This is a genomic window from Serratia sp. TSA_130.1 (assembly GCF_052691795.1).
On sequence record NZ_JBQZFS010000010.1, the window covers coordinates 72409 to 94197 of the forward strand.

At 61.9% G+C, this 21789-nt stretch carries 16 protein-coding genes, 1 tRNA gene and 2 rRNA genes; 6 read left to right on the plus strand and 13 right to left on the minus strand.

The genetic code is table 11. The annotated features are described in order from the left end of the window. Nucleotides 1-4: 4 nt before the first annotated feature. The 5 genes from ACUTQY_RS23760 to ACUTQY_RS23780 are packed head-to-tail and all read right to left on the minus strand — an operon-like array spanning nucleotide 5 to nucleotide 4529. Nucleotides 5-997, minus strand: a complete 993-nt coding sequence (locus tag ACUTQY_RS23760; protein WP_033651200.1) for an ABC transporter ATP-binding protein — start codon at nucleotides 995-997, stop codon at nucleotides 5-7. A gap of 4 nt (nucleotides 998-1001) precedes the next feature. After that, nucleotides 1002-1787, minus strand: a complete 786-nt coding sequence (locus tag ACUTQY_RS23765; protein WP_033644383.1) for an ABC transporter permease — start codon at nucleotides 1785-1787, stop codon at nucleotides 1002-1004. Nucleotides 1788-1804: 17 nt separating this feature from the next. Continuing rightward, the gene (locus tag ACUTQY_RS23770; RefSeq protein ID WP_046687904.1) at nucleotides 1805-2650 is read right to left on the minus strand and encodes an ABC transporter permease; all 846 of its coding nucleotides are present in this window, start codon (nucleotides 2648-2650) and stop codon (nucleotides 1805-1807) included. Continuing rightward, nucleotides 2647-3456, minus strand: a complete 810-nt coding sequence (locus tag ACUTQY_RS23775) for an alkaline phosphatase family protein (protein WP_016930299.1) — start codon at nucleotides 3454-3456, stop codon at nucleotides 2647-2649. The genes ACUTQY_RS23770 and ACUTQY_RS23775 overlap by 4 nt, the downstream gene beginning before the upstream one ends. An 11-nt stretch (nucleotides 3457-3467) precedes the next feature. Next, nucleotides 3468-4529, minus strand: a complete 1062-nt coding sequence (locus ACUTQY_RS23780) for an ABC transporter substrate-binding protein (protein ID WP_033644381.1) — start codon at nucleotides 4527-4529, stop codon at nucleotides 3468-3470. A 193-nt stretch (nucleotides 4530-4722) separates the two neighbouring features. Here ACUTQY_RS23780 and ACUTQY_RS23785 point away from each other — a divergent pair, with 193 nt between their 5' ends. Next, on the plus strand, nucleotides 4723-5433 hold the full coding sequence (locus ACUTQY_RS23785) for a UTRA domain-containing protein (protein WP_015379250.1): 711 nt from the start codon (nucleotides 4723-4725) through the stop codon (nucleotides 5431-5433). Between the two features lie 38 nt (nucleotides 5434-5471). Here the strand turns inward: ACUTQY_RS23785 and metH are convergent, their stop codons facing one another. Beyond that, complete coding sequence (gene metH, locus ACUTQY_RS23790) at nucleotides 5472-9167, minus strand: methionine synthase (protein ID WP_089195244.1); 3696 nt, start codon at nucleotides 9165-9167, stop codon at nucleotides 5472-5474. Between the two features lie 196 nt (nucleotides 9168-9363). On the opposite strand from metH, the gene iclR reads away from it, so the two are divergent. From iclR to ACUTQY_RS23815, 5 genes are all read left to right on the plus strand, one after another. Next, nucleotides 9364-10194, plus strand: coding sequence for a glyoxylate bypass operon transcriptional repressor IclR (gene iclR, locus ACUTQY_RS23795; protein ID WP_004936648.1), 831 nt, complete (start codon nucleotides 9364-9366; stop codon nucleotides 10192-10194). A 252-nt stretch (nucleotides 10195-10446) separates the two neighbouring features. Then, nucleotides 10447-10986 (plus strand): gluconokinase, encoded by a 540-nt coding sequence (gntK, locus tag ACUTQY_RS23800; protein WP_004936645.1) that lies wholly within the window; start codon nucleotides 10447-10449, stop codon nucleotides 10984-10986. Beyond that, a complete protein-coding gene (gene gntU, locus ACUTQY_RS23805; RefSeq protein ID WP_060660865.1) occupies nucleotides 10983-12320 on the plus strand; it encodes a gluconate transporter in 1338 nt (445 codons plus the stop codon). The genes gntK and gntU overlap by 4 nt, the downstream gene beginning before the upstream one ends. A gap of 98 nt (nucleotides 12321-12418) precedes the next feature. Continuing rightward, entirely contained in the window at nucleotides 12419-14233 is a 1815-nt protein-coding gene (gene edd / locus ACUTQY_RS23810; protein ID WP_015379254.1) for a phosphogluconate dehydratase, read from the plus strand. Nucleotides 14234-14287: 54 nt separating this feature from the next. Continuing rightward, entirely contained in the window at nucleotides 14288-14929 is a 642-nt protein-coding gene (locus tag ACUTQY_RS23815) for a bifunctional 4-hydroxy-2-oxoglutarate aldolase/2-dehydro-3-deoxy-phosphogluconate aldolase (RefSeq protein ID WP_033644378.1), read from the plus strand. A gap of 1 nt (nucleotide 14930) precedes the next feature. Here the strand turns inward: ACUTQY_RS23815 and aceK are convergent, their stop codons facing one another. From aceK to rrf (ACUTQY_RS23850), 7 genes are all read right to left on the minus strand, one after another. Further along, complete coding sequence (aceK, locus tag ACUTQY_RS23820; protein WP_046687906.1) at nucleotides 14931-16685, minus strand: bifunctional isocitrate dehydrogenase kinase/phosphatase; 1755 nt, start codon at nucleotides 16683-16685, stop codon at nucleotides 14931-14933. Between the two features lie 69 nt (nucleotides 16686-16754). Then, nucleotides 16755-18062 carry an isocitrate lyase gene (aceA, locus tag ACUTQY_RS23825; RefSeq protein ID WP_033639246.1) on the minus strand — a complete coding sequence of 436 codons (1308 nt, stop codon included), beginning with the start codon at nucleotides 18060-18062 and terminating at the stop codon, nucleotides 16755-16757. 41 nt (nucleotides 18063-18103) lie between these two features. Beyond that, complete coding sequence (gene aceB / locus ACUTQY_RS23830; RefSeq protein WP_445583330.1) at nucleotides 18104-19702, minus strand: malate synthase A; 1599 nt, start codon at nucleotides 19700-19702, stop codon at nucleotides 18104-18106. 374 nt (nucleotides 19703-20076) lie between these two features. Next, nucleotides 20077-21006 carry a homoserine O-acetyltransferase MetA gene (metA, locus tag ACUTQY_RS23835; RefSeq protein ID WP_033644374.1) on the minus strand — a complete coding sequence of 310 codons (930 nt, stop codon included), beginning with the start codon at nucleotides 21004-21006 and terminating at the stop codon, nucleotides 20077-20079. A gap of 381 nt (nucleotides 21007-21387) precedes the next feature. Beyond that, nucleotides 21388-21503 (minus strand): 5S ribosomal RNA (gene rrf / locus ACUTQY_RS23840). A gap of 45 nt (nucleotides 21504-21548) precedes the next feature. Next, nucleotides 21549-21624 (minus strand) — tRNA-Thr (locus tag ACUTQY_RS23845). Nucleotides 21625-21638: 14 nt separating this feature from the next. Then, a 5S ribosomal RNA gene (gene rrf / locus ACUTQY_RS23850) occupies nucleotides 21639-21754 on the minus strand. Between the last annotated feature and the right edge of the window lie 35 nt (nucleotides 21755-21789).

The window sequence follows — 21789 nt, forward strand, 5'->3', positions numbered from 1 at the left end:
GAAGTCATGCAACTTCCCGCAATACAACAGGTTCCAAGTGTAGCCCAATTTCCGCGCCGTCGGGCCGCAGGTCGGCCACCGAACGGTTGAGCACGTCAACCAGCAATTCTACCTCGCAAACCTGAATCCGATACCGTACCACATTCCCGAGCAAACTGTGACCCAGGATCACCCCGCCGATCCCCTGCCCGGCCGGCAACAGGCCGATCGACTCGGGGCGGATCGCCACCTTGCCGACATAGCTGCGCCCGGTCAAGCGGCCGGCCTGTTCGGCGCTCAGCAGGTTGTAGTTGCCGATAAACCCGGCGGCGAAGGCATCCGCCGGCTGGGTATACAGGGTTTCCGCATCGCCGCTCTGCACGATCTGCCCCTTGTTCATCAGCACGATGCGATCCGACAGGGTCAGCGCCTCTTCCTGATCGTGGGTGACGAAGATCGCCGTCAGGTTCAGCTCGCGCTGAATGCGCCGGATCTGCTCGCGCAGGTGTTTGCGAATACGCGCATCCAGCGCCGACAGCGGTTCGTCGAGCAGCAGCAGACGCGGGCGAGTGACCAGCGATCGCGCCAACGCCACGCGCTGACACTGGCCGCCCGACAACTGATGCGGATAGCGCTTCGCCAGATCGCTCAGCTCCACCAGCGCCAGCGCTTCCTGCACCCGCTGGCCGATCTGCCCGGCCGCCAGCTTCTGCATTTTCAGGCCGAAGGCCACGTTGCCTTCCACCGTCATATTGGGAAACAGCGCATAACTTTGAAACACCATGCCGATGCCGCGCTTTTGCGGCGCCAGCGGCACCAGATCCTGGCCCTGCAGCAAAATTTGCCCGCTGTCGACCGGGGTCAGGCCGGCCAGACAGCGCAGCAGCGTCGATTTGCCGCAGCCGCTAGGCCCCAGCAGGGTGACGAACTCCCCCTCTTCGGCGGTGAAATCGATATCCTGAAACACCTGGGTCTGGCCATAGTGTTTGTTCAGGCGGGTGACGTTGAGATAAGCCATCGGGTTAGCCCTTGTTTTTATTCAGCAGGTTCGCCAGCCAGGTGACGAGCAGCACCACGGCGAAATAGGAGATGACCAGCGCGCTGGTAAAGTGCCCGCTGCCGTTGCGCATATTGAACAGATAGACCTGCAGCGTTTCATACTGGCTGCCCACCAGCAGGTTGGCGAACACGAACTCGCCGATCAGGAACGAAAACGACAGCAGCACGGCGATCGTTCCGCCCTTGCGCAGGTTCGGCAGCACCACCCACAGCGCCGCCTGCCAGGTGCTGGCGCCGAGCAGGTGCGCGGCGTCCATCAGATCGCGCAGGTTGATCGCCTGCATGTTGTTGCTGATGGCGCGGTAGATAAACGGCAGCGCGATGGTGAAATAGCAGCCCACCAAAATCCAGGGGGTGCCGAGCAGCGGCAGCGGATCGGCGGCGAACAGCTGCATCAGCCCCACCGCCGACACCACCGGCGGCACGGCGAACGGCAGCAGGATCAGCACGTTCATCACCGCGTCCAGCTTGGGGAAGTAGTAAGCGATCACAAACATCGCCGGCAGGATCACCACCACCGACAGCAGCAACGTGCCAAAGCAGATCAGCAGCGAGTGCCACAGCGCCAGCAAAAAGCGCGAATCGCTCCACAACGCCGTCAGCCATTTCAGGGTAAAACCGTCCGGCAAAATGGTGGCGCCCCACTGGGTGGCCAGCGCGTAAACCAGCGTCGCCGCCAGCGGCAGCAGCAGAATCAACAGCAGCAGGCCGGTCACCGTGCGGTGGTACAGGCGTTCAACACGCGACATGAGCATTCTCCATCCGATTATGAGCGCGCATTGAGGTAGCTCCTGCGCAGCATCCATTGGTGGATCACCGTGATAAACGCCATCATCGCCACCAGCAGCATCGCCAACGCGCTGGCCAGGTTCGGATCGAGGGAGATGTCCCCCGCCACCAGCGCCGAGATGCGGATCGGGATCACGTTGAAGTTGCCGGTGGTCAGCGCGTACACCGTGGCGTAGGCGCCCAGCGCGTTGGCCAGCAGGATGACGAAGGTGCCCATCAGCGCCGGCGCCAACACCGGCAGGCCGATATGCCGCCAGTAGCGCCAGGGGCCGGCGCCGAGCAGCGCCGCCGACTCGCGCCAATCGGCGCGCAGCGCATCGAACGCCGGATACAGCAACAGCACGCCCAACGGGATCTGGAAGTAGGTATACAGCACGATCAGGCCGCTCTTCGAATAGAGGTTGAAGCTCTCCATCAAACCGTATTTGCGCAGCAGCAGCGTCAGGCAGCCGTTCAACCCCAACAGAATGACGAAGGCGAACGCCAGCGGCACCCCGGCGAAGTTGCTGGTCATGTTGGTGAACGACATCACGAAGTCATGAAAGCGGGTCTGGCCGAGCTGGCGAAGTGAGTAACTGCCCACTAATGCAATCAGCAAGCCGTAGACGCTCGACCACAGCGAGATCTCCAGCGAGAACTGAAAGGCCTGCAGGTAGAACGGCGACGTGAGGATATCGACATAGTTGCCCCATCCCCAGCCGCTGCTCTCGCTGAAAAAGCTGTGAACCGCGATCCACACCAGCGGGGCGATCTGAAACGCGCCGAACAGCACGATAAACGGCAGCAGGCACAGCGTGGCGATCCATTTGGTTTTGCTGTTCATCGCGCATCCTGCGCCAGCAGCGCCCGACAGCGCGGCTTGTCGTGCGGCGCCTGCAGCAGATCGCAGATCGTGCCGCACAGCTCGGTTTGCTGCGGATCGGCGTCGTCCAGGCTGAAGCCCGCGCCGAACACGAACAGCGGCACCTGGCGCTCTTCCGGCAACACACCGCCGTGGCTGCGATCGTCGTTCATGCCGTGGTCGGCGGTAACCAGCACCTGATAACCGGCCGCCAGCCACTCGGGCAGATAGCGCGACAGCGAGCCGTCGGCGCGGCGCGCCGCGTTGCGGTACTGCGGCGAAGAGAGGCCAAAGCGGTGCCCGGCGTCGTCGATGTTCATCGGGTGGATCAGCAGAAAATCCGGCTGATGACGCTGGCGCAGACTTTCGGCGTCGTCGAACAGATGGCTGTCGGGATAGCCGTCGTCATAATAGAAATGGCCGTGCTGAATCGGCAGTTCGGGAGCGTCGGTGTGGCGGTCGCGCGCGGCGTCGAACGGCGTACGGTTATACAATTCGCTGAACCAATGATACGCGGCGGCGGCGGTGGTCAGCCCGGCGGCGCGCGCGTAATGAAACACGCTTTGTTGATGAGAAAGGCGCGAGACGTGGTTGTGCACCACGCCGCTCTCCACCGGCGTGACGCCGGTGAGGATGCATTCATACAGCGGCCGGGAGAGCGAGGGCAACTCGCTCTCCAGCAGGTACAACCGCCCGCGTCCCGCCGCGCATTCGGCCTGCAGATACCCCATGGCGTCGTGCGCCACCCGGTAGTTGAGGCCGTCCAGCAGCACGAGGATCGTTTTCATGGTGCGTTAACTCACTGCTGCATAAACATAATGACGTTTTCCTGCCACAGACGCGGCAGCGCTTTGGCGCTCTGTTCCCAGGCCGCCGGATCGGCGATCGGGTGCGCATTCTTGTACTGCTCGGCCGGCAGCAGCTTGGCCTTGACGTCGTCCGGCAGCGTCAGATGTTCAGCGCGGATCGGGCGGGCATAGCCGCGCGCCAGGTTGATCTGGCCGGCGTCGGAGAAGATGTATTCGCGCGCCAGCTTGGCGGCGTTCGGGTGCTTGGCGTATTTATTGATGATGGTGGTGTAGCCGGAGGTGATCGAGCCGTCCGACGGGATCAGCACTTCAAAACGGGTTTTGTCGATCTGATCGCGGTAGTTCAGACCGTTGAAGTCCCACACCACGCCAACCTGCACTTCCCCTTTCTCCAGTGATGCGATCACCGGGTTACTCAGGCTCAGGCGGCCGGCCTTGGCCAGCTTGCCGAAGAATTCCAGGCCCGGCTTGAGGTTTTTCTCGTTGCCGCCCATGGCGTAGGTGGCCGCCAGCACGCCGCTGGCCGCCTGCGACGCGGTGCCGACGTCGCCGATGGTGACCTGATAGCTGCCCTTGAGCAGATCGGCCCAGCTGCGCGGGATGTCTTTCACCTGCTGCTTGTTGATGATGAAGGCGATGGTGCCGGTGTAAGCCAGCGCCCAGTGGCCGTCTTTGTCTTTCGCCCACTCCGGCACCTGATCCCAGGTAGACGGTTTGTAGGGCTGCGTTACGCCCTTCTGCACCGCCACCGGGCCAAAGGCCGCGCCGACGTCACCGATGTCCGCCGTGGCGTTGTTCTTTTCCGCATCGAATTTGGCGATCTCCTGCGCGGAGCTCATGTCGGTATCGACATGTTTCAGGCCGTACTTGCTCAACAGATCTTGCCAGGTGCCTTTCCAGTTGGCCCAGCTGTCCGGCATGCCGACGCTGTTGACTTCGCCTTCTTTCTTCGCGGCCTGCTCCAGCGCCGCCAGATCGGTATCCGCGGCCCAGCTCATCTGGCTGGATAACACGATGGCACTGGTTAACACAGAAGCGCACAAACGTTTCATAACTGATGCTCCAGGTGGTAGTGTGGGGATGGCTGGACTAGTCCAGCAAGGACCAAACCAATCTAACGGACGAATGTGATAATTATATGTCAGCTTAAAAAAGCGACAGTTTTATCCCCCATTGCAACGGCGAAAACGCGACGCTGGTCTACCTTAAGGAAGGCCAAACGCACTGAAACGGGACACCCGCTGTATGAGTGAAGCACCGACGACCGTCGCCACCATCTGCCAAACGCTGAGCGCCCGCATCACCGCCGGCGAGTTCGCCGCGGGCGGCAAGCTGCCCTCCGAACGCGCCCTGAGCGAGCAATTCGCCACCACCCGCATTACCTTGCAGGAGGCGCTCGGCCAGTTGGAGGCGCAGGGCGTCATCTACCGCCAGGTGCGGCGCGGCTGGTTCATCTCGCCGCCACGTTTGATCTACAACCCGCTGCAGCGCAGCCATTTTCACGCCATGGCGCAGCAGCAGGGCCGCGCCGCCCATACCGAAGCGATCGATAGCGCGGTCGTCACGCTCGACGCGCCGCTGGCCGGCCGCCTGGCGCTGCCTCCCGGCGCGCAGGCCTATCGCATTCGCCGGCTGCGCTACATCGACGGACGCGCGGTGCTGTACTGCGAGCACTACCTCAATCCGGCCTATTTCCCCGGCATTCTGGACGAAGATCTGACCCAGTCGCTGACCGCGCTGTACGCCGCGCGCTACGGCATTCACTACGGCCGGGTGCGTTTCGACATGCTGCCCACCCTGCTGCCGCAGCAGGCCGCCGCCATGCTGAAGGTGACCTACGGCAGCCCGGCGCTGTTCATTACGCGGGTGAATCGCGATCAGCACGACAGGGTGATCGATTGTGACCTGGAGTATTGGCGGTACGACGCGCTGCACATCGATGTGGAAGCGCTGTAAATGACAAGGGCGCATCGCTGCGCCCTTAAAGAGGAAAGTCAGTCGGCGTCGTAGCCGAGGTTTGGCGCCAGCCAGCGCTCGACCTCGCTCACGCTCATCCCTTTACGCGCCGCGTAGTCTTCCACCTGATCGCGCTGGATCTGCGCCACCGCGAAGTACTTGCTCTCGGGGTGACTGAAGTACCAGCCGGATACCGCCGCCCCCGGCCACATGGCGAAGGACTCCGTCAGTTCCATACCGGTGTGGCGGTTGACGTCCAACAGCTGCCAGATGGTCGCTTTTTCGGTGTGCTCCGGGCAGGCCGGGTAGCCCGGCGCCGGCCGGATGCCCTGATAGTTTTCCCGGATCAGCTCCTCGTTGCTCAGGCTCTCGTCGGCGGCATAGCCCCAGTGCAGCTTGCGCACCTGTTCGTGCAGGTATTCGGCGAAGGCCTCCGCCAAACGATCCGCCAGCGCCTTGACCATGATTTTGTTGTAATCGTCGTGCTGCGCGTCGTACGCCGCCGCCAGCGCGTCTTCCTCCAGCCCGCCGGTCACCGCGAAGGCGCCGAAGTAGTCGGCTTTGCCGCTGCTTTTCGGCGCCACAAAGTCCGCCAGGCAGTAGTTCGGGAAGTCGGTTTTTTCCGTCTGTTGCCGCAAGTGGCGGCTCACCGCCAGCACCTCGTCACGCCGTTCGTCGCGGTATACCTCCACGTCGTCGCCGACGCGGTTGGCCGGGAACAGGCCGTAAACGCCGCGCGGGTTGAGGCTACGCTCGGCGGCCAACCGATCCAGCATCTGATTGGCGTCATGGAACAGGCGCTTGGCCTCTTCCCCCACCACCTCATCCTCGAGGATGCGCGGGTATTTGCCCGCCAGCGACCAGGTCATGAAGAACGGCGTCCAGTCGATATAGTGGCGCAGCGTCTCGATGCCGGCCGACACCGGAAACACGCCAAGCTGCCGCGGCGCCGGCGGCTGATAGTCGGCCCAGTTCAGCGCCATGGCGTTGGCGCGCGCCTTGTGCAAATCGACCGGCGGCGTGCGCGGCTTTTTGCGCGCGTGTTGAATGCGCACCGTTTCATACTCTTTGCGGGTGCGCGCCACAAACTCGTCGCGCTGGGTGGCGGACAGCAGCGCCGACACCACGCCCACGGTGCGCGAGGCGTTTTGCACGTAGGTGGTCGGGCCGCTGTAGTTCTGCTCGATTTTCACCGCGGTGTGCGCCTTGGAGGTGGTGGCGCCGCCGATCAGCAGCGGCAGCGTAAAGCCCTGGCGCTCCATCTCTTTGGCCACGTTGACCATCTCGTCGAGCGACGGCGTGATCAGCCCCGACAGGCCGATGATGTCGACATTCTCCTCGCGCGCGGTGCGCAGGATTTTCTCCGTCGGCACCATCACGCCAAGATCGACGATTTCATAGTTGTTGCACTGCAGCACCACGCCGACGATGTTCTTGCCGATGTCGTGCACGTCGCCTTTCACCGTCGCCAACAGGATTTTGCCCGCGGAGGTGCCTTGCTGCTTGCTGGCCTCGATGTACGGTTCCAGGTAGGCCACCGCCTGCTTCATCACGCGGGCGGATTTCACCACCTGCGGCAGGAACATCTTGCCCTCGCCGAACAGATCGCCGACCACGTTCATCCCGGCCATCAGCGGCCCTTCGATCACTTCGATCGGGCGTTCGGCCTGCTGCCGCGCTTCTTCGGTGTCCAGTTCGATAAACTCGGTGATGCCCTTCACCAGCGAGTATTCCAGCCGCTTCTCCACCGGCCAGCCGCGCCATTCCGCCTGCTGCACCGCCGCTTCGCCGTCTTTGCTGCCGCGGTACTTTTCCGCCAGTTCCAGCAGGCGTTCGGTGCCGTCCTCGCGACGATTGAGGATCACGTCTTCTACCGCCTCGCGCAGCTCGCCAGGCAGATCGTCGTAAATCGCCAGCTGCCCGGCGTTGACGATGCCCATGTCCATGCCGTTGCGAATGGCGTGATACAGGAATACCGCGTGGATCGCTTCACGCACCGGATCGTTGCCGCGGAACGAGAACGACACGTTGGACACCCCGCCGGAGATCATCGCGTGCGGCAGGTGGGTTTTGATGTCGGCGCAGGCTTCGATAAAGTCGACGGCGTAGTTGTTGTGCTCGTCGATGCCGGTGGCGACGGCGAAGATGTTCGGGTCGAAAATGATGTCTTCCGGCGGGAAACCGACGCGTTCGGTCAAAATTTTATAGGCGCGGCGACAGATCTCGAACTTGCGCTCGCGGGTGTCCGCCTGGCCCACTTCGTCGAACGCCATCACCACCACCGCGGCGCCATAGCGGCGCACCAGCCTGGCGTGGTGGATAAAGGCCTCTTCGCCCTCCTTCATCGAGATCGAGTTGACGATGCCCTTGCCCTGAATGCACTTCAGGCCTTTCTCGATAACGGACCACTTGGAGGAGTCGATCATGATCGGCACCCGGGCGATATCCGGCTCGCCGGCGATCAGGTTGAGGAAGCGCACCATCGCCGCTTCGGCGTCGAGCATCCCCTCATCCATGTTGATGTCGATGATCTGCGCGCCGCTCTCGACCTGCTGGCGCGCCACGTCGAGCGCCTCGTTGTATTTCTCTTCTTTGATCAAGCGTTTGAAACGCGCCGAGCCGGTGACGTTGGTGCGCTCGCCGACGTTGACGAACAGGGTGTTGGCGTCGATGGTCAACGGCTCCAGACCGGCCAGGCGGCAGGCGACCGGGATATCCGGCAGCCGGCGCGGCGGCACGCCCTCGACCGCCTTGGCCATCGCGGCGATATGTTCCGGCGTGGTGCCGCAGCAGCCGCCGATAATATTGAGGAAGCCGGCCTGCGCCCACTCCCCGACCTGGCGCGCCATCTCGGCCGCATCCAGATCGTACTCGCCGAAGGCGTTCGGCAAACCGGCGTTCGGGTGTGCGGTGACGTAGGTCTCCGAGATGCGCGCCAGCTCGGCGACGTACTGACGCAGCTCATCCGGCCCCAGGGCGCAGTTCAGGCCGAAGGTCAGCGGCTTGACGTGGCGCAGTGAATTGTAAAACGCTTCGGTGGTCTGGCCGGACAGGGTGCGGCCGGAGGCGTCGGTGATGGTGCCGGAAATCATGATCGGCAGTTCCACCCCCAGCGCTTCGAATTCGGTTTCCACCGCAAAAGCGGCGGCCTTGGCGTTGAGGGTGTCGAAGATGGTTTCGATCATGATCAGATCGACGCCGCCTTCCACCAGCGCGCGGGTCGATTCGCGGTAAGCCGCCACCAGTTCATCGAACGAGATGTTGCGGAACGCCGGATCGTTGACGTTCGGCGAGATGGACGCGGTGCGGTTGGTCGGCCCCAACACCCCGGCGACGTAGCGCGGTTTTTCCGGCGTGCGCGCCGTCCATTCGTCGGCGCAGGCGCGCGCCAGGCAGGCGGCCTGATAGTTAATCTCGGCCGACAGCGACTCCATGTGGTAGTCGGCCATGGCGATGGAGGTGGAGTTGAAGGTATTGGTCTCAAGGATATCGGCGCCCGCCTCGAGATAGGCGTAATGAATGGCGGTAATCACTTCCGGCTTGGTCAGCACCAGCAGATCGTTATTGCCTTTCAGATCGCTGCGCCAATCGGCGAAACGCTCACCGCGGAAATCGCGCTCGTCCAGGCGATAGCTCTGGATCATGGTGCCCATGCCGCCGTCCAACACCAAAATGCGCTGCGCTAACTGGCGGCGCAGTTGTTCTACTCGATTCGTCACTGTAACCCCTTCCATTGCCATCCAGCCCATTGCTCAACTGCCGCAAAAACCAACGAGTCATCCTAGCACAGCTTGTAAGGACAAAGGGCCAGGCGACAATTGAGAGTTTTTCAGGTTGTGCGCCAACACCTCCGATGAGCTGACGGCGGCTTGCAATTCATCGACAAAAAACGAAAATGAATTCCATCATACGGAAAAAGGAATCTCACCCATGGCCACCCCTGCTCCCGCCAAGCGCGGCAAGAAGCCCCGCGCAGCAGCCCCCGCCGCCAGTGCGGCGACCGGTCAGGTACAATCGTTGACCCGTGGCCTGAAACTGTTGGAATACATTTCGGAAGCCCAGGGCAACGTGGCGCTGACCGATCTGGCCCAGCAGGCCGGCCTGCCGAACTCCACCACTCACCGCCTGCTCACCACCATGCAGCAGCAGGGATTCGTGCGCCAGGTCGGCGATCTCGGCCTGTGGACCATCGGCTCGCACGCCTTTGTGGTCGGCAGCAGCTTCCTGCAAAGCCGCAACCTGCTGGCGATGGTGCATCCGACGCTGCGCCGCCTGATGGAGGAATCCGGCGAAACCGTCAACCTGGCGGTGCTGGATACCAGCGAGTACCAGGCGATCATCATCGATCAGGTGCAGTGCACGGCGCTGATGCGCATGTCGGCGCCGATCGGCGGCAAACTGCCGATGCACGCCTCCGGTGCCGGCAAAGCGTTCCTCGCCACCCTGCCGGACGATCAGGTGACCAAACTGCTGCACAAGAAAGGCATGCACACCTACACGCCGCATACCCTGACGCCGCACAACTTGAAAGAGGGGCTGGCGCAGATCCGCAAACAGGGCTTCTCCTTTGACGACGAAGAGCACGCGCTCGGCCTGCGCTGCGTGGCGGCCTGCATCTTCGACGAGCACCGCGAAGCCTTCGCCGCCATTTCCATCTCCGGCCCGGTGTCGCGCATCACCGACGATCGTGTGATCGAGCTGGGCGCGCTGGTGATCCACGCGGCGAAAGAGATCAGCCTGGCCTACGGCGGCGTGCGCTAATCCTGCTCATCCGAGGGGCGCCCCAGTGCGCCCCTGCTCCCCTGCCATGCTCTGTTGTCAGCATGTAACAGGCTGTCGGCATCCTGTTTAGCGCACAGGAAAAAAGCTTGAAGCCGATCACAGTTAACGATCCTCACGGCGAAAGCCCATTGCAACCGCTCAAACTTCCTTCGACAATGTTACCGATAACATGTTACCGGTAACAATCAAATTGAATGAAGGTAACGTCACCCGGTGTTTTGGAGCCAAGCCATGACCAACAATCAAAATCGCATTTACGTCGTTATGGGCGTTTCCGGCAGCGGCAAGTCCGCCGTCGCCGCCGCCGCGGCCCGCCAACTCTCCGCCGGCTTCCTCGACGGCGACTTCCTGCACCCGCGCAGCAACATCCTGAAGATGGCCGCCGGGGAAGCGTTGAACGACGACGATCGCGCGCCGTGGCTGGCCGCGCTCAACGACGCCGCCTTCGCCATGCAGCGCACCAACAACGTGTCGATCATCGTCTGTTCGGCGTTGAAAAAGCAGTATCGCGACCGCCTGCGCGCCGGCAACGGCAACCTGTCATTCATCTATCTGCACGGCGAGTTCCCGGTGATCGAATCCCGCCTGGCGGCGCGCAACGGCCACTTCTTCAAGCCGCAGATGCTGGTCACCCAGTTCGCCGCGCTGGAGCAACCGGGCGCCGACGAGAACGACGTGATGGCGATCGACATCAATCAGCCGCTGGACGCGGTGATCGCCGATACCGTGCGCCATATCCAGAGCTTCCTGCCGCAGGACGTGTGCGCGTGAGTACCGTAACGCTGGTCGGTACCGCAGTCGGCTCGGTTTTACTGCTGTTATTCCTGGTGATGAAGGCGCGCATGCACGCCTTCGTCGCGCTGATGCTGGTGTCCATCGCCGCCGGCATTTTCTCCGGCATGCCGCTGGAACACATCGCCGACACCATGCAGAAAGGCATGGGCGACACGCTGGGCTTCCTGGCGATCGTGGTGGCGCTCGGGGCGATGTTCGGCAAGATCCTGCATGAGGTCGGCGCGCTCGATCAAATTGCGGCGCAATTGCTGAAACGATTCGGACAAAGCAAGGCGCACTACGCGCTCGGCATCGCCGGGCTGATCTGCGCACTGCCGCTGTTCTTCGACGTGGCGGTGGTGCTGCTGATCGGCATCGTGTTCGCCGTGGCGCGCCGCACCGACGGCAATATCGTCAAGCTGGCGATCCCGCTGTTCGCCGGCGTGGCCGCCGCCGCCTCCTTCCTGCTGCCGGGGCCGGTGCCGATGCTGCTGGCGTCGCAGATGAAGGCCGATTTCGGCTGGATGATCGCCATCGGCCTGGTGGCGGCGGTGATCGGCATGCTGATCGCCGGCCCGCTGTACGGCAGCTTTATCAGCCGTTTCGTCAACTGGCCGATGCCGCCGGAAGAGAATGAGCCGACGCTGGCCAAGGGCAATCTGCCGTCGTTCGGCTTCAGCCTGGCGCTGGTGCTGTGCCCGCTGGTGCTGGTCGGCATGAAAACCATCGGCGCGCGGCTGGTCACCCCCGGCTCGCAGCTGCAGCAGTGGCTGGAGTTTATCGGCCACCCGTTCACCGCCATCCTGCTGGCCTGCCTGATCGTGATTTACGGTCTGGCGAAGCCGCGCGGCATGAGCAACGAACAGACCCTGGCCATCTGTTCCGCTGCGGTGCAGCCGGCCGGGATCATCCTGCTGATGACCGGCGCCGGCGGGGTGTTCAAGCAGATCCTGGTGGATTCCGGCGTAGGGCCGGCGTTGGGTGACGCCATGATCGGCGCCGGCCTGCCGATCGCCGTGGCCGCCTTCGCGCTGTCCGCCATGGTGCGGGTGATTCAGGGCTCGGCCACCGTCGCCTGCCTGACCACCGTCGGTCTGGTGCTGCCGGTCACCAGTCAGCTCGGTCTGAACGGCGGGCAACTGGCCGCGCTGGCCATCTGCATCGCCGGCGGCTCCATCGTGCTGAGCCACGTCAACGACGCCGGCTTCTGGCTGTTCGGCAAATTCACCGGCGCCAACGAACTGCAAACGCTGAAAACCTGGACGGTGATGGAAACCATTCTGGGCAGCGTCGGCGGCGCCATCGGCATGATTGCATTCACGATGTTTTAAATCCTAAATCGCCCCCGGCCTTGCACACCAGGGCTGCAAATCACCCCCGGGGGCACCGCCACAGGCGGCGACTATAACAACAGCAATGTGAGGAAGGCATGATTAATCCAACCTTGTCCCGTGTCACACAGCGCATCATCGACCGTTCCCAGGCCAGCCGCGCCGCCTATCTGGCGCGTATCGAGGCGGCCCGCTCCCAAACCGTCCACCGCGCGCAGCTCGCCTGCGGCAACCTGGCCCACGGCTTCGCCGCCTGTCAGCCCGATGACAAGGCGTCGCTGAAAAACATGGTGCGCAGCGATATCGCCATCATCACCGCTTACAATGACATGCTGTCGGCCCACCAGCCGTACGAACACTACCCGCAGCGGCTGAAGCAGGCGCTGAAGGCGGTCGGCGCCGTGGGCCAGGTGGCCGGCGGCGTGCCGGCGATGTGCGACGGGGTGACGCAGGGGCAGGACGGCATGGAGCTGTCGCTGATGAGCCGCGACGTGATCGCCATGTCGGCCGCCGTCGGCCTGTCGCACAATATGTTCGACGGCGCGCTGTTCCTCGGCATCTGCGACAAGATCGTGCCGGGGCTGGTGATGGCCGCCCTCTCCTTCGGCCACCTGCCCGCGCTGTTCGTGCCGGCCGGCCCGATGAGCAGCGGCCTGCCGAACAAGGAAAAAGTGCGCGTGCGCCAGCTGTACGCCGAGGGCAAGGCCGACCGTTTGGCGCTGCTGGAGGCCGAGGCGGCCTCTTATCACGGCATCGGCACCTGCACCTTCTACGGCACCGCCAACACCAACCAGATGGTGATGGAAGTGATGGGTCTGCATCTGCCGGGCGCCTCCTTCGTCCATCCGGACACGCCGCTGCGCGACGCGCTGAACGACGCCGCCGCGCGCCAGGTGACCCGACTGACCGATACCGCCGGCAACTACCTGCCGATCGGCCGCCTGGTGGACGAGAAAGTGGTGGTGAACGGCATCGTCTCGCTGCTGGCCACCGGCGGCTCCACCAACCTGACCATGCATCTGGTGGCGATGGCGCGGGCGGCGGGCATCATCATCACCTGGGACGATTTCTCGGAGCTGTCGGAGGCGGTGCCGCTGCTGTGCCGCATCTACCCGAACGGCCCGGCCGACATCAACCAATTCCAGGCCGCCGGCGGCGTGCCGCTGGTGGTGCGCGAACTGCTGCAACACGGCCTGCTGCACGAAGACGTGCACACCGTGGCCGGTTTCGGCCTGCGCCGCTACACCCAGGAACCGTGGCTGGACAACGGCCAATTGGTATGGCGCGAAGGCGTGGCCGGCTCGCTCGACGCCAGCGTGATCGCCAGCGTGGCCCAGCCGTTCGAACATCACGGCGGCACCAAAGTGATGGCCGGCAATCTGGGCCGCGCGGTGATGAAAACCTCGGCGGTGCCCGCCGATAACCAGATCATCGAAGCGCCGGCGGTGGTGTTCGACAGCCAGCACGATATTGTGCCGGCGTTCGAAGCCGGCAAGCTGGATCGCGATTGCGTGGTGGTGGTGCGCTTCCAGGGGCCGCAGGCCAACGGCATGCCAGAGCTGCACAAGCTGATGCCGCCGCTGGGCGTGTTGATGGATCGCGGCTTCAAAGTGGCGCTGGTGACCGACGGCCGCCTGTCCGGCGCCTCCGGCAAGGTGCCTTCCGCCATTCACGTCACCCCGGAAGCCTATACCGGCGGCCTGCTGGCGAAAGTGCGCGACGGCGATCCGATCCGCGTCAACGGCCGCAGCGGCGAGCTGCAGGTGCTGGTCGACGCTGACGAGTTGGCGCGGCGCACGCCTTGCCAACCCGATCTGAGCGCCGAACACATCGGCTGCGGCCGCGAGCTGTTCGGCGCGCTGCGCAGCCAGCTGTCAGGCGCCGAGCAGGGCGCCTGCTGCATCAAATTTTAATCGATAGCCTGGCCGCATCGCCGCCAGGCGGCGGCCACAGAGGAGAACGTCAGCATGAACAAGTGGACAACAAGCGCCGAGCAGATCCTGACGGCGGGGCCGGTAGTGCCGGTCATCGTGATCAACAAGCTGGAACATGCGGTGCCGCTGGCGAAAGCGCTGGTCGCCGGCGGCGTGCGGGTGCTGGAGGTGACGCTGCGCACCGCCTGCGCCATGGACGCCATTCGCGCCATCGCCCAAGAGGTGCCGGAAGCGATCATCGGCGCCGGTACGGTGATCAATCCGCAGCAGCTGCGGGAAGTGACCGAGGCCGGCGCGCAGTTCGCCATCAGCCCGGGGCTGACCGACGAGCTGCTCAAAGCCGCCACCGCCGGTTCCATTCCCCTTATACCGGGCATCAGCACCGTTTCCGAGCTGATGCAGGGCATGGATTACGGCCTGCGCGAATTTAAATTCTTCCCGGCGGAAGCCAACGGCGGCGTAAAAGCGCTGCAGGCGATCGGCGGCCCATTCCCGCAGGTGCGTTTCTGCCCGACCGGCGGCATCTCGCCGGACAATTACCGCAGCTATCTGGCGCTGAAAAGCGTGCTGTGCATCGGCGGCTCCTGGCTGGTGCCGGCGGACGCGCTCGAAAGCGGCGACTACGCGCGCATTACCGAACTGGCGCGCGCCGCCGTCGCGGGCGTCCAGGCCTGATTTACATCGCAGCGGTGGCGGCCGGCAGCGCCGCCCCGCTGCGCTGGCTGAACCGCTGCTTCTTGCGATAAGCGAACACGTCTTCCACATGCCCCTCGCGGATGCGCTGCTGCAACCCGCGCCAATACTCCGCGGTAAACAGATCGCTGTGCAACTCTTCAAACACCTGCCGAATGCGCCGATCGCCGCACAGGAAGTGGCGGAACTCTTCCGGGAACACATCGTTGGGCGCGATGCTGTACCACGGCTCGCTGGCCAGCTCGTCCTCCGGATAACGCGGCGGCGGAATGTCGCGGAAGTTGACCTCGGTCATGTAGCAAATCTCGTCGTAGTCGTAGAACACCACACGCCCGTGGCGCGTCACGCCGAAGTTCTTGAACAGCATATCGCCGGGGAAAATATTGGCGGCGGCCAACTGCTTGATCGCGTTGCCGTACTCTTCAATCGCATCGCGCATTTGCTGGTCGTTGGCCTGCTCCAGATACAGGTTCAGCGGCGTCATGCGCCGTTCCATATACAGATGTTTGATCACGATGCGATCGCCGAGATCTTCCAGCTTGCCCGGCACTTCACGCCGCAGCTCCGCCAATAGCTCAGGGCTGAGACGCGCCTTGTCGACGACGAAATTTTCGTACTCCTGAGTATCCGCCATGCGCCCGACGCGATCGTGCTCTTTCACCAGCTGATAGCAAGCCATCACCTGCGCCTGCGTCACCTCTTTCTGCGGGGCGAACTCATCCTTGATCACTTTAAACACCCGATCGAAGGACGGCAGGGTGAACACCAGCATCACCATGCCTTTCACGCCCGGCGCGATGATGAACTGTTCCTGTGAGTGCGCCATAAAGGTCAGGTATTCGCGATAGCATTCGGTTTTGCCGTGTTTTTGGCAGCCGATCGCCATGTACAGCTCGGCGGTGGTCTTGCCCGGCAGGATCTCGCGCAGCCACTCCACCATCGCCGCCGGCAGCGGTGCGTAGACCATGAAATAAGAGCGGGCGAAACCGAAGACGATGCTGGCCTCGGCCTTGCCGGTCAGGCAGGCGTCGATAAACAGCGCGCCCGATTCGCTGTGGTGAATCGGCAACAGGAACGGGTAAACGCCGTCGGCAAGGCGCAACTTGCCGACCAGCCAGGCGGCCTTGTTGCGATAGAACAGCTCGTTGGCGATCTGGAAGGTCGCCCCCGTCAGTTGCTGTGGGCTGAAGGCGCGTTGCAGCGCCTGATTGATGTAGCGAATGTCGCGTGTCAGATCCTCCCACGGCAACCGCAGCGGCAGATCGCTCAATACGCTGCGCAGCATCGCCGGCAGATCGCCATTGGGGGTAAAATCGCGCGCCAGCGGACGCGGAATGTCGCGAAAACGTCGTTCCGGCTGCGAACTGAAAACGAACAGCTTGTCCGGCGTCAGATCGCGATGCTTGAACAACCGGCAATAGACCGAGTTGAAGAAGCTTTCGGCGATCTCAAAACGCGGGTAGTCCGGCAGCAGATCGATATAGACCGCTTTGACCCGGCTGGGGAAGTCGGCGTCGAAATATTTCTGCCCGGTGATGCATTTAAGCTGCTCCACCACCAGACCGACGTGATGGTCGTACAGATGGATGCGCTTTTTCATCGCCTGCTGCACCGCCGGCCAATCCGCCTGCTCAAAGCGCTGCTGCGCGCCGGCGGTCACTTCCAGAAAGCGGCCGTACTGCGCATCGAAGCCCTGCAGGATCGTCTGTGCGATCAACAACTCCAGTTTTGCCGCCATCCTTACCCCCGCCAGAAAAAGAAGCCTGCGCATGCAGGCTCCGGGTGAAACGTCTTCAAGCTTGCCGCATCAGAACTGCTGTTCTTCCGTCGAACCGGTCAGCGCGGTGACCGAAGAGGCGCCGCCCTGAATGATGGTGGTGACCTTGTCGAAGTAACCGGTGCCCACCTCTTGCTGGTGCGACGCGAAGGTGTAACCGCGCTCCACCGCGGCGAACTCCGCCTGCTGCACCTTCTCGACGTAGTGTTTCATCCCTTCACCCTGCGCATAGGCGTGCGCCAGGTCGAACATGTTGAACCACATGCTGTGGATGCCCGCCAGCGTGATGAACTGATACTTGTAGCCCATGTCCGACAGCGCCTGCTGGAAACGGGCGATGGTCTGGTCGTCGAGGTTCTTCTTCCAGTTGAACGACGGCGAGCAGTTGTAGGCCAGCAGCTTGCCTGGGTATTTGGCGTGGATGGCGTCGGCGAAGCGCTGGGCGGCATCCAGATCCGGCGTTGAGGTTTCGCACCACACCATATCGGCGTAAGGGGCATAAGCCAGACCGCGGCTGATCGCCTGCTCGACGCCGGCATGGGTGCGGAAGAAGCCTTCCGCCGTACGCTCGCCGGTGACGAAGGCGCTGTCATACGGATCGCAGTCAGAGGTCAGCAGGTCGGCCGCATCGGCGTCGGTACGGGCGATCACCAGCGTCGGCACGCCGAGCACGTCGGCCGCCAGGCGCGCGGCGACCAGTTTCTGGATCGCTTCTTGCGTCGGCACCAGCACTTTGCCGCCCATATGGCCGCATTTCTTCACCGCCGCCAGCTGATCTTCGAAGTGCACCCCGGCGGCCCCGGCGGTAATCATCGCTTTCATCAGCTCAAAGGCGTTCAATACGCCGCCGAAGCCGGCTTCCGCATCAGCGACGATCGGCAGGAAATAATCGGTGTACCCTTTGCTGCCCGGCTCAATCTGGTTCGCCCATTGGATCTGATCGGCGCGGCGGAAGGTGTTGTTGATGCGCTCGACCACCTTCGGCACCGAGTCCACCGGATACAGCGATTGGTCAGGGTACATGGCCGCTGCGCTGTTGGCGTCGGCCGCCACCTGCCAACCGGACAAGTAGATAGCCTCGACGCCGGCTTTGGCCTGCTGCAGCGCCTGGCCGCCGGTCAGCGCGCCCAGGCAGTTCACGTAGCCTTTGCGCGCCTTGCCGTTCAGCAACGCCCACAGTTTGGCGGCGCCGTTTTGCGCCAGGGTGCATTCCGGGTTGACCGAACCGCGCAGATTGATCACGTCTTCGGCGCTGTAAGGGCGAGTGATGCCTTCCCAACGGGCCGATTTCCATTCCTGTTCCAGCTGCTGGATCTGTTGAGAGCGAGAGGTAGACATAATTTTTATCCTTTCAGTCATGTAGGGTTGATTGGGAAAGTTCAGGCCAGCAGCTCATAGCCGGGCAACGTCAGGAAATCGATTAATTCATCTTGCGTGGTGATGCGCTCCATCAGGCGCGCCGCCTCTTCGAACCGGCCGGCGTTAAAGCGCGCTTCCCCTACTTCTTCACGCACCACCAACATCTCTTCTTGCAACATCTGGCGGAACAGCGCCTTGGTGACCGGGCGCCCGTCGTTCAGGCTCTTCTCGTGGTGGATCCACTGCCAGATAGACGTACGGGAGATCTCCGCCGTCGCCGCATCTTCCATCAAACCGTAAATCGGCACGCAGCCGTTACCGGAGATCCAGGCTTCGATGTACTGCACCGCCACGCGGATATTGGCGCGCATCCCCGCTTCGGTGCGTTCGCCGTCGCACGGTTCCAGCAGTTGCGCGGCGCTGATCGGCGCATCCTGCTCACGCAGCACGTCCAGCTGGTTTTGACGATCGCCCAATGCGTTGCCGAACACCTCCATCACCGTGTCCGCCAAGCCCGGGTGCGCCACCCAGGTGCCGTCGTGGCCATTGTTGGCTTCCAGCTCTTTGTCCGCCCGTACCTTGTTCAGCACCCAGGCGTTTTTTTCGGCGTCTTTGCTCGGGATAAACGCCGCCATGCCGCCCATGGCGAACGCGCCGCGCTTATGACAGGTTTTGATCAACAGGCGCGAATAGGCGCTGAGGAAAGGTTTTTCCATGGTCACCGACTGACGGTCCGGCAGCACGCGATCGCCGTGGTTCTTCAGCGTTTTGATGTAGCTGAAGATGTAATCCCAGCGGCCGCAGTTCAGACCGACGATGTGATCGCGCAGGTGATACAGGATCTCGTCCATCTGGAACACCGCCAGCAGAGTTTCGATCAGCACGGTCGCCTTGATGGTGCCGCGCGGCAGATCGAAACGATCCTCGGTAAAGCTGAAGACATCGCTCCACCAGGCAGCTTCCTCCCAGGACTGGGTTTTCGGCAGGTAGAAATACGGGCCGCTGCCCTTGGCCAGCAGCTGGCGATAGTTGTGGTAGAAGTACAGCGCGAAATCGAACAGGCCGCCGGGAATGGCCTCATCACGCCACAGCACGTGCTTCTCCGGCAGATGCAGACCGCGTACGCGAGCGATCAATACCGCCGGGTTCGGTTTCAGCTGGTAGATTTTGCCGGCTTCATTGGTGTAGGAAATGGTGCCGTTAACCGCATCGTGCAGGTTGATTTGACCGTCGATGACTTTGTCCCAGCTTGGCGCCAGCGAGTCTTCGAAGTCCGCCATAAACACTTTTACGTTGGCGTTCAACGCATTGATCACCATCTTGCGCTCGACCGGCCCGGTGATCTCTACCCGGCGATCGCGCAGGTCTTGCGGAATACCGCGGATCTGCCAATTGCCTTCACGAATGGAAGTGGTTTCCGAAATAAACCCAGGCAATTCGCCGCGATCGATATTTTGTTGCCAGCGGGCACGCGCCGCCAACAGCTCATTGCGACGTGGCGTGAATTTCCCCACCAGTTCCGCCAGAAATTCAACCGCTTCATCCGTTAACACCTGGCGCTCCGCAGCGGCGAAACCCTGCGTAAACCTTAACTCCGTGCCTGCTATCTGTTGCGTCATGACCTTGCTCCTTCCCATCGTTGCACCCGGGCGACCGGCGCATTTTCATCAGAAATCACTGTGGATCAGGGCGGATGAAACGATCCTAAACTGGTCAGATCTCATCCCGATAGCGTTAAGAATACCCAACAAAAAATAAAAATCAAAAACCATTTCCATTTTATTATTAAATATTTTATTAACACTTTATTATCAATTGGTTAGGATAAATAACACGATCAACAGGTAAGGAAATCGGTTCCAATAGAATTGCAAAGACGGACTAACGTGTTGTTAGGCAATGGTTTTTTGGGAGAATTGACGGGTAAAAAGAGGATCGTGCAGAGGATGAGCAGTGCGGCGGCCTCGATTCAGCCGCCGGCAGGCAGAAAAGATCAGTCGAGAGTCGGATTCATATGGCGCAGATCGTAAGGCGTGATCTGGTAGACGTAATAATTGAGCCAATTGGAAAACAGCAGGTGGCCATGGCTGCGCCAGGTGGCTTTCGGTGTCAGTGCGGGGTTGTCATCGGGGAAGTAGTTGAGCGGTACGGCAGGATCGAGGCCAGCTTCGTTGTCGCGACAATACTCTCCCGCCAGCGTCATTGTATCGTATTCCGGATGGCCGGTGACGAACGCCAGGCGCTTATCCCTGCTGGCGAACAGGTAGGCGCCGGCCTGCTCGGATTCGGCCAGGATGTCCAGGTCGGTATATTGGCGAATCACCTCGGTCGGGAAATCGGCATAGCGTGAATGCGGCGCCAGGAAGCTTTCGTCGAAGCCGCGCGTCAGCAACGCATGCTGCTGCAGCGTTTGGTGCGGATAAACCCCGGAGAGTTTCACCTCGCGCGTCATCTTGGGAATGCCGTACAGAATATTCAACGCCGCCTGTACCGCCCAGCACACGAACAGCGTGGAGGTAACGTGGTTCTTAGCCCAGTCGATCACACGCTCGATCTGCGGCCAGTAGGCAACATCGCAGAAATCGACCAGCCCCAGCGGCGCGCCGGTGACGATCAAACCATCGAAGTTCTCGTTCTGAATATCCTCGAAGTCGCAGTAGAAGTTGTTCAGATGCTCGGCCGGCGTGTTCTTCGATTCGCGGCTGTCGATGCGCAGCAGCTGGATATCAATCTGCAGCGGCGAGTTGGACAGCAGGCGCAAAAACTGGTTTTCCGTTTCGATCTTCTTTGGCATCAGGTTGAGGATCAGCACTTTCAGCGGCCTGATTTCCTGTGTTTTTGCCCGTGAGGATGTCATCACGAAGACATTCTCACCGCGCAAGAAATTGACCGCAGGTAACTCATCAGGAACACGAATCGGCATTGCTTAACCCTCACACATCCATTTATACGTTTAGACTTCTAGATGCCCGAAGATAGCGTTTTTTTCCGTCGATGTCGAGCGTTCAGCGGAAAGGTGAAAATGTTTCATTGCGCGATCTGCGTCAGGATCTTGGCAGGGAGGATTAGAGGCACGGAAAGCAAAAAGGCCATCCTTTCGGATGGCCTCTTGGCTTATTTGATGCTTGGCAGTGTCCTACAGTATTCGTCTCATCCTGAGACTCTCCCCTGCGGGGCCGCCGCAAGCGGCGTTAAGGCCCGTTCCCGACGGGCCTTTCGCATGCCCATGCTCGAGCAGAACGCCAGATAACAGACAAAACAAAAAGCCCCATGCTTTCGCATGAGGCTTGTTGTTTTATTTGATGCTTGGCAGTGTCCTACTCTCGCATGGGGAGACCCCACACTACCATCGGCGCTACGGCGTTTCACTTCTGAGTTCGGCATGGGGTCAGGTGGGACCACCGCGCTATTGCCGCCAAGCAAATTCTTTTTTCTGCCGAACTTCTAAACCCACTTTAAATAAAGTGGTGCTGATACCCAGAGTCGAACTGGGGACCTCACCCTTACCAAGGGTGCGCTCTACCAACTGAGCCATATCAGCACGCTTAATTTGATGCCTGGCAGTGTCCTACTCTCGCATGGGGAGACCCCACACTACCATCGGCGCTACGGCGTTTCACTTCTGAGTTCGGCATGGGGTCAGGTGGGACCACCGCGCTATTGCCGCCAGGCAAATTCTGTTTCATTCCAACCGCCTCACTTCCGT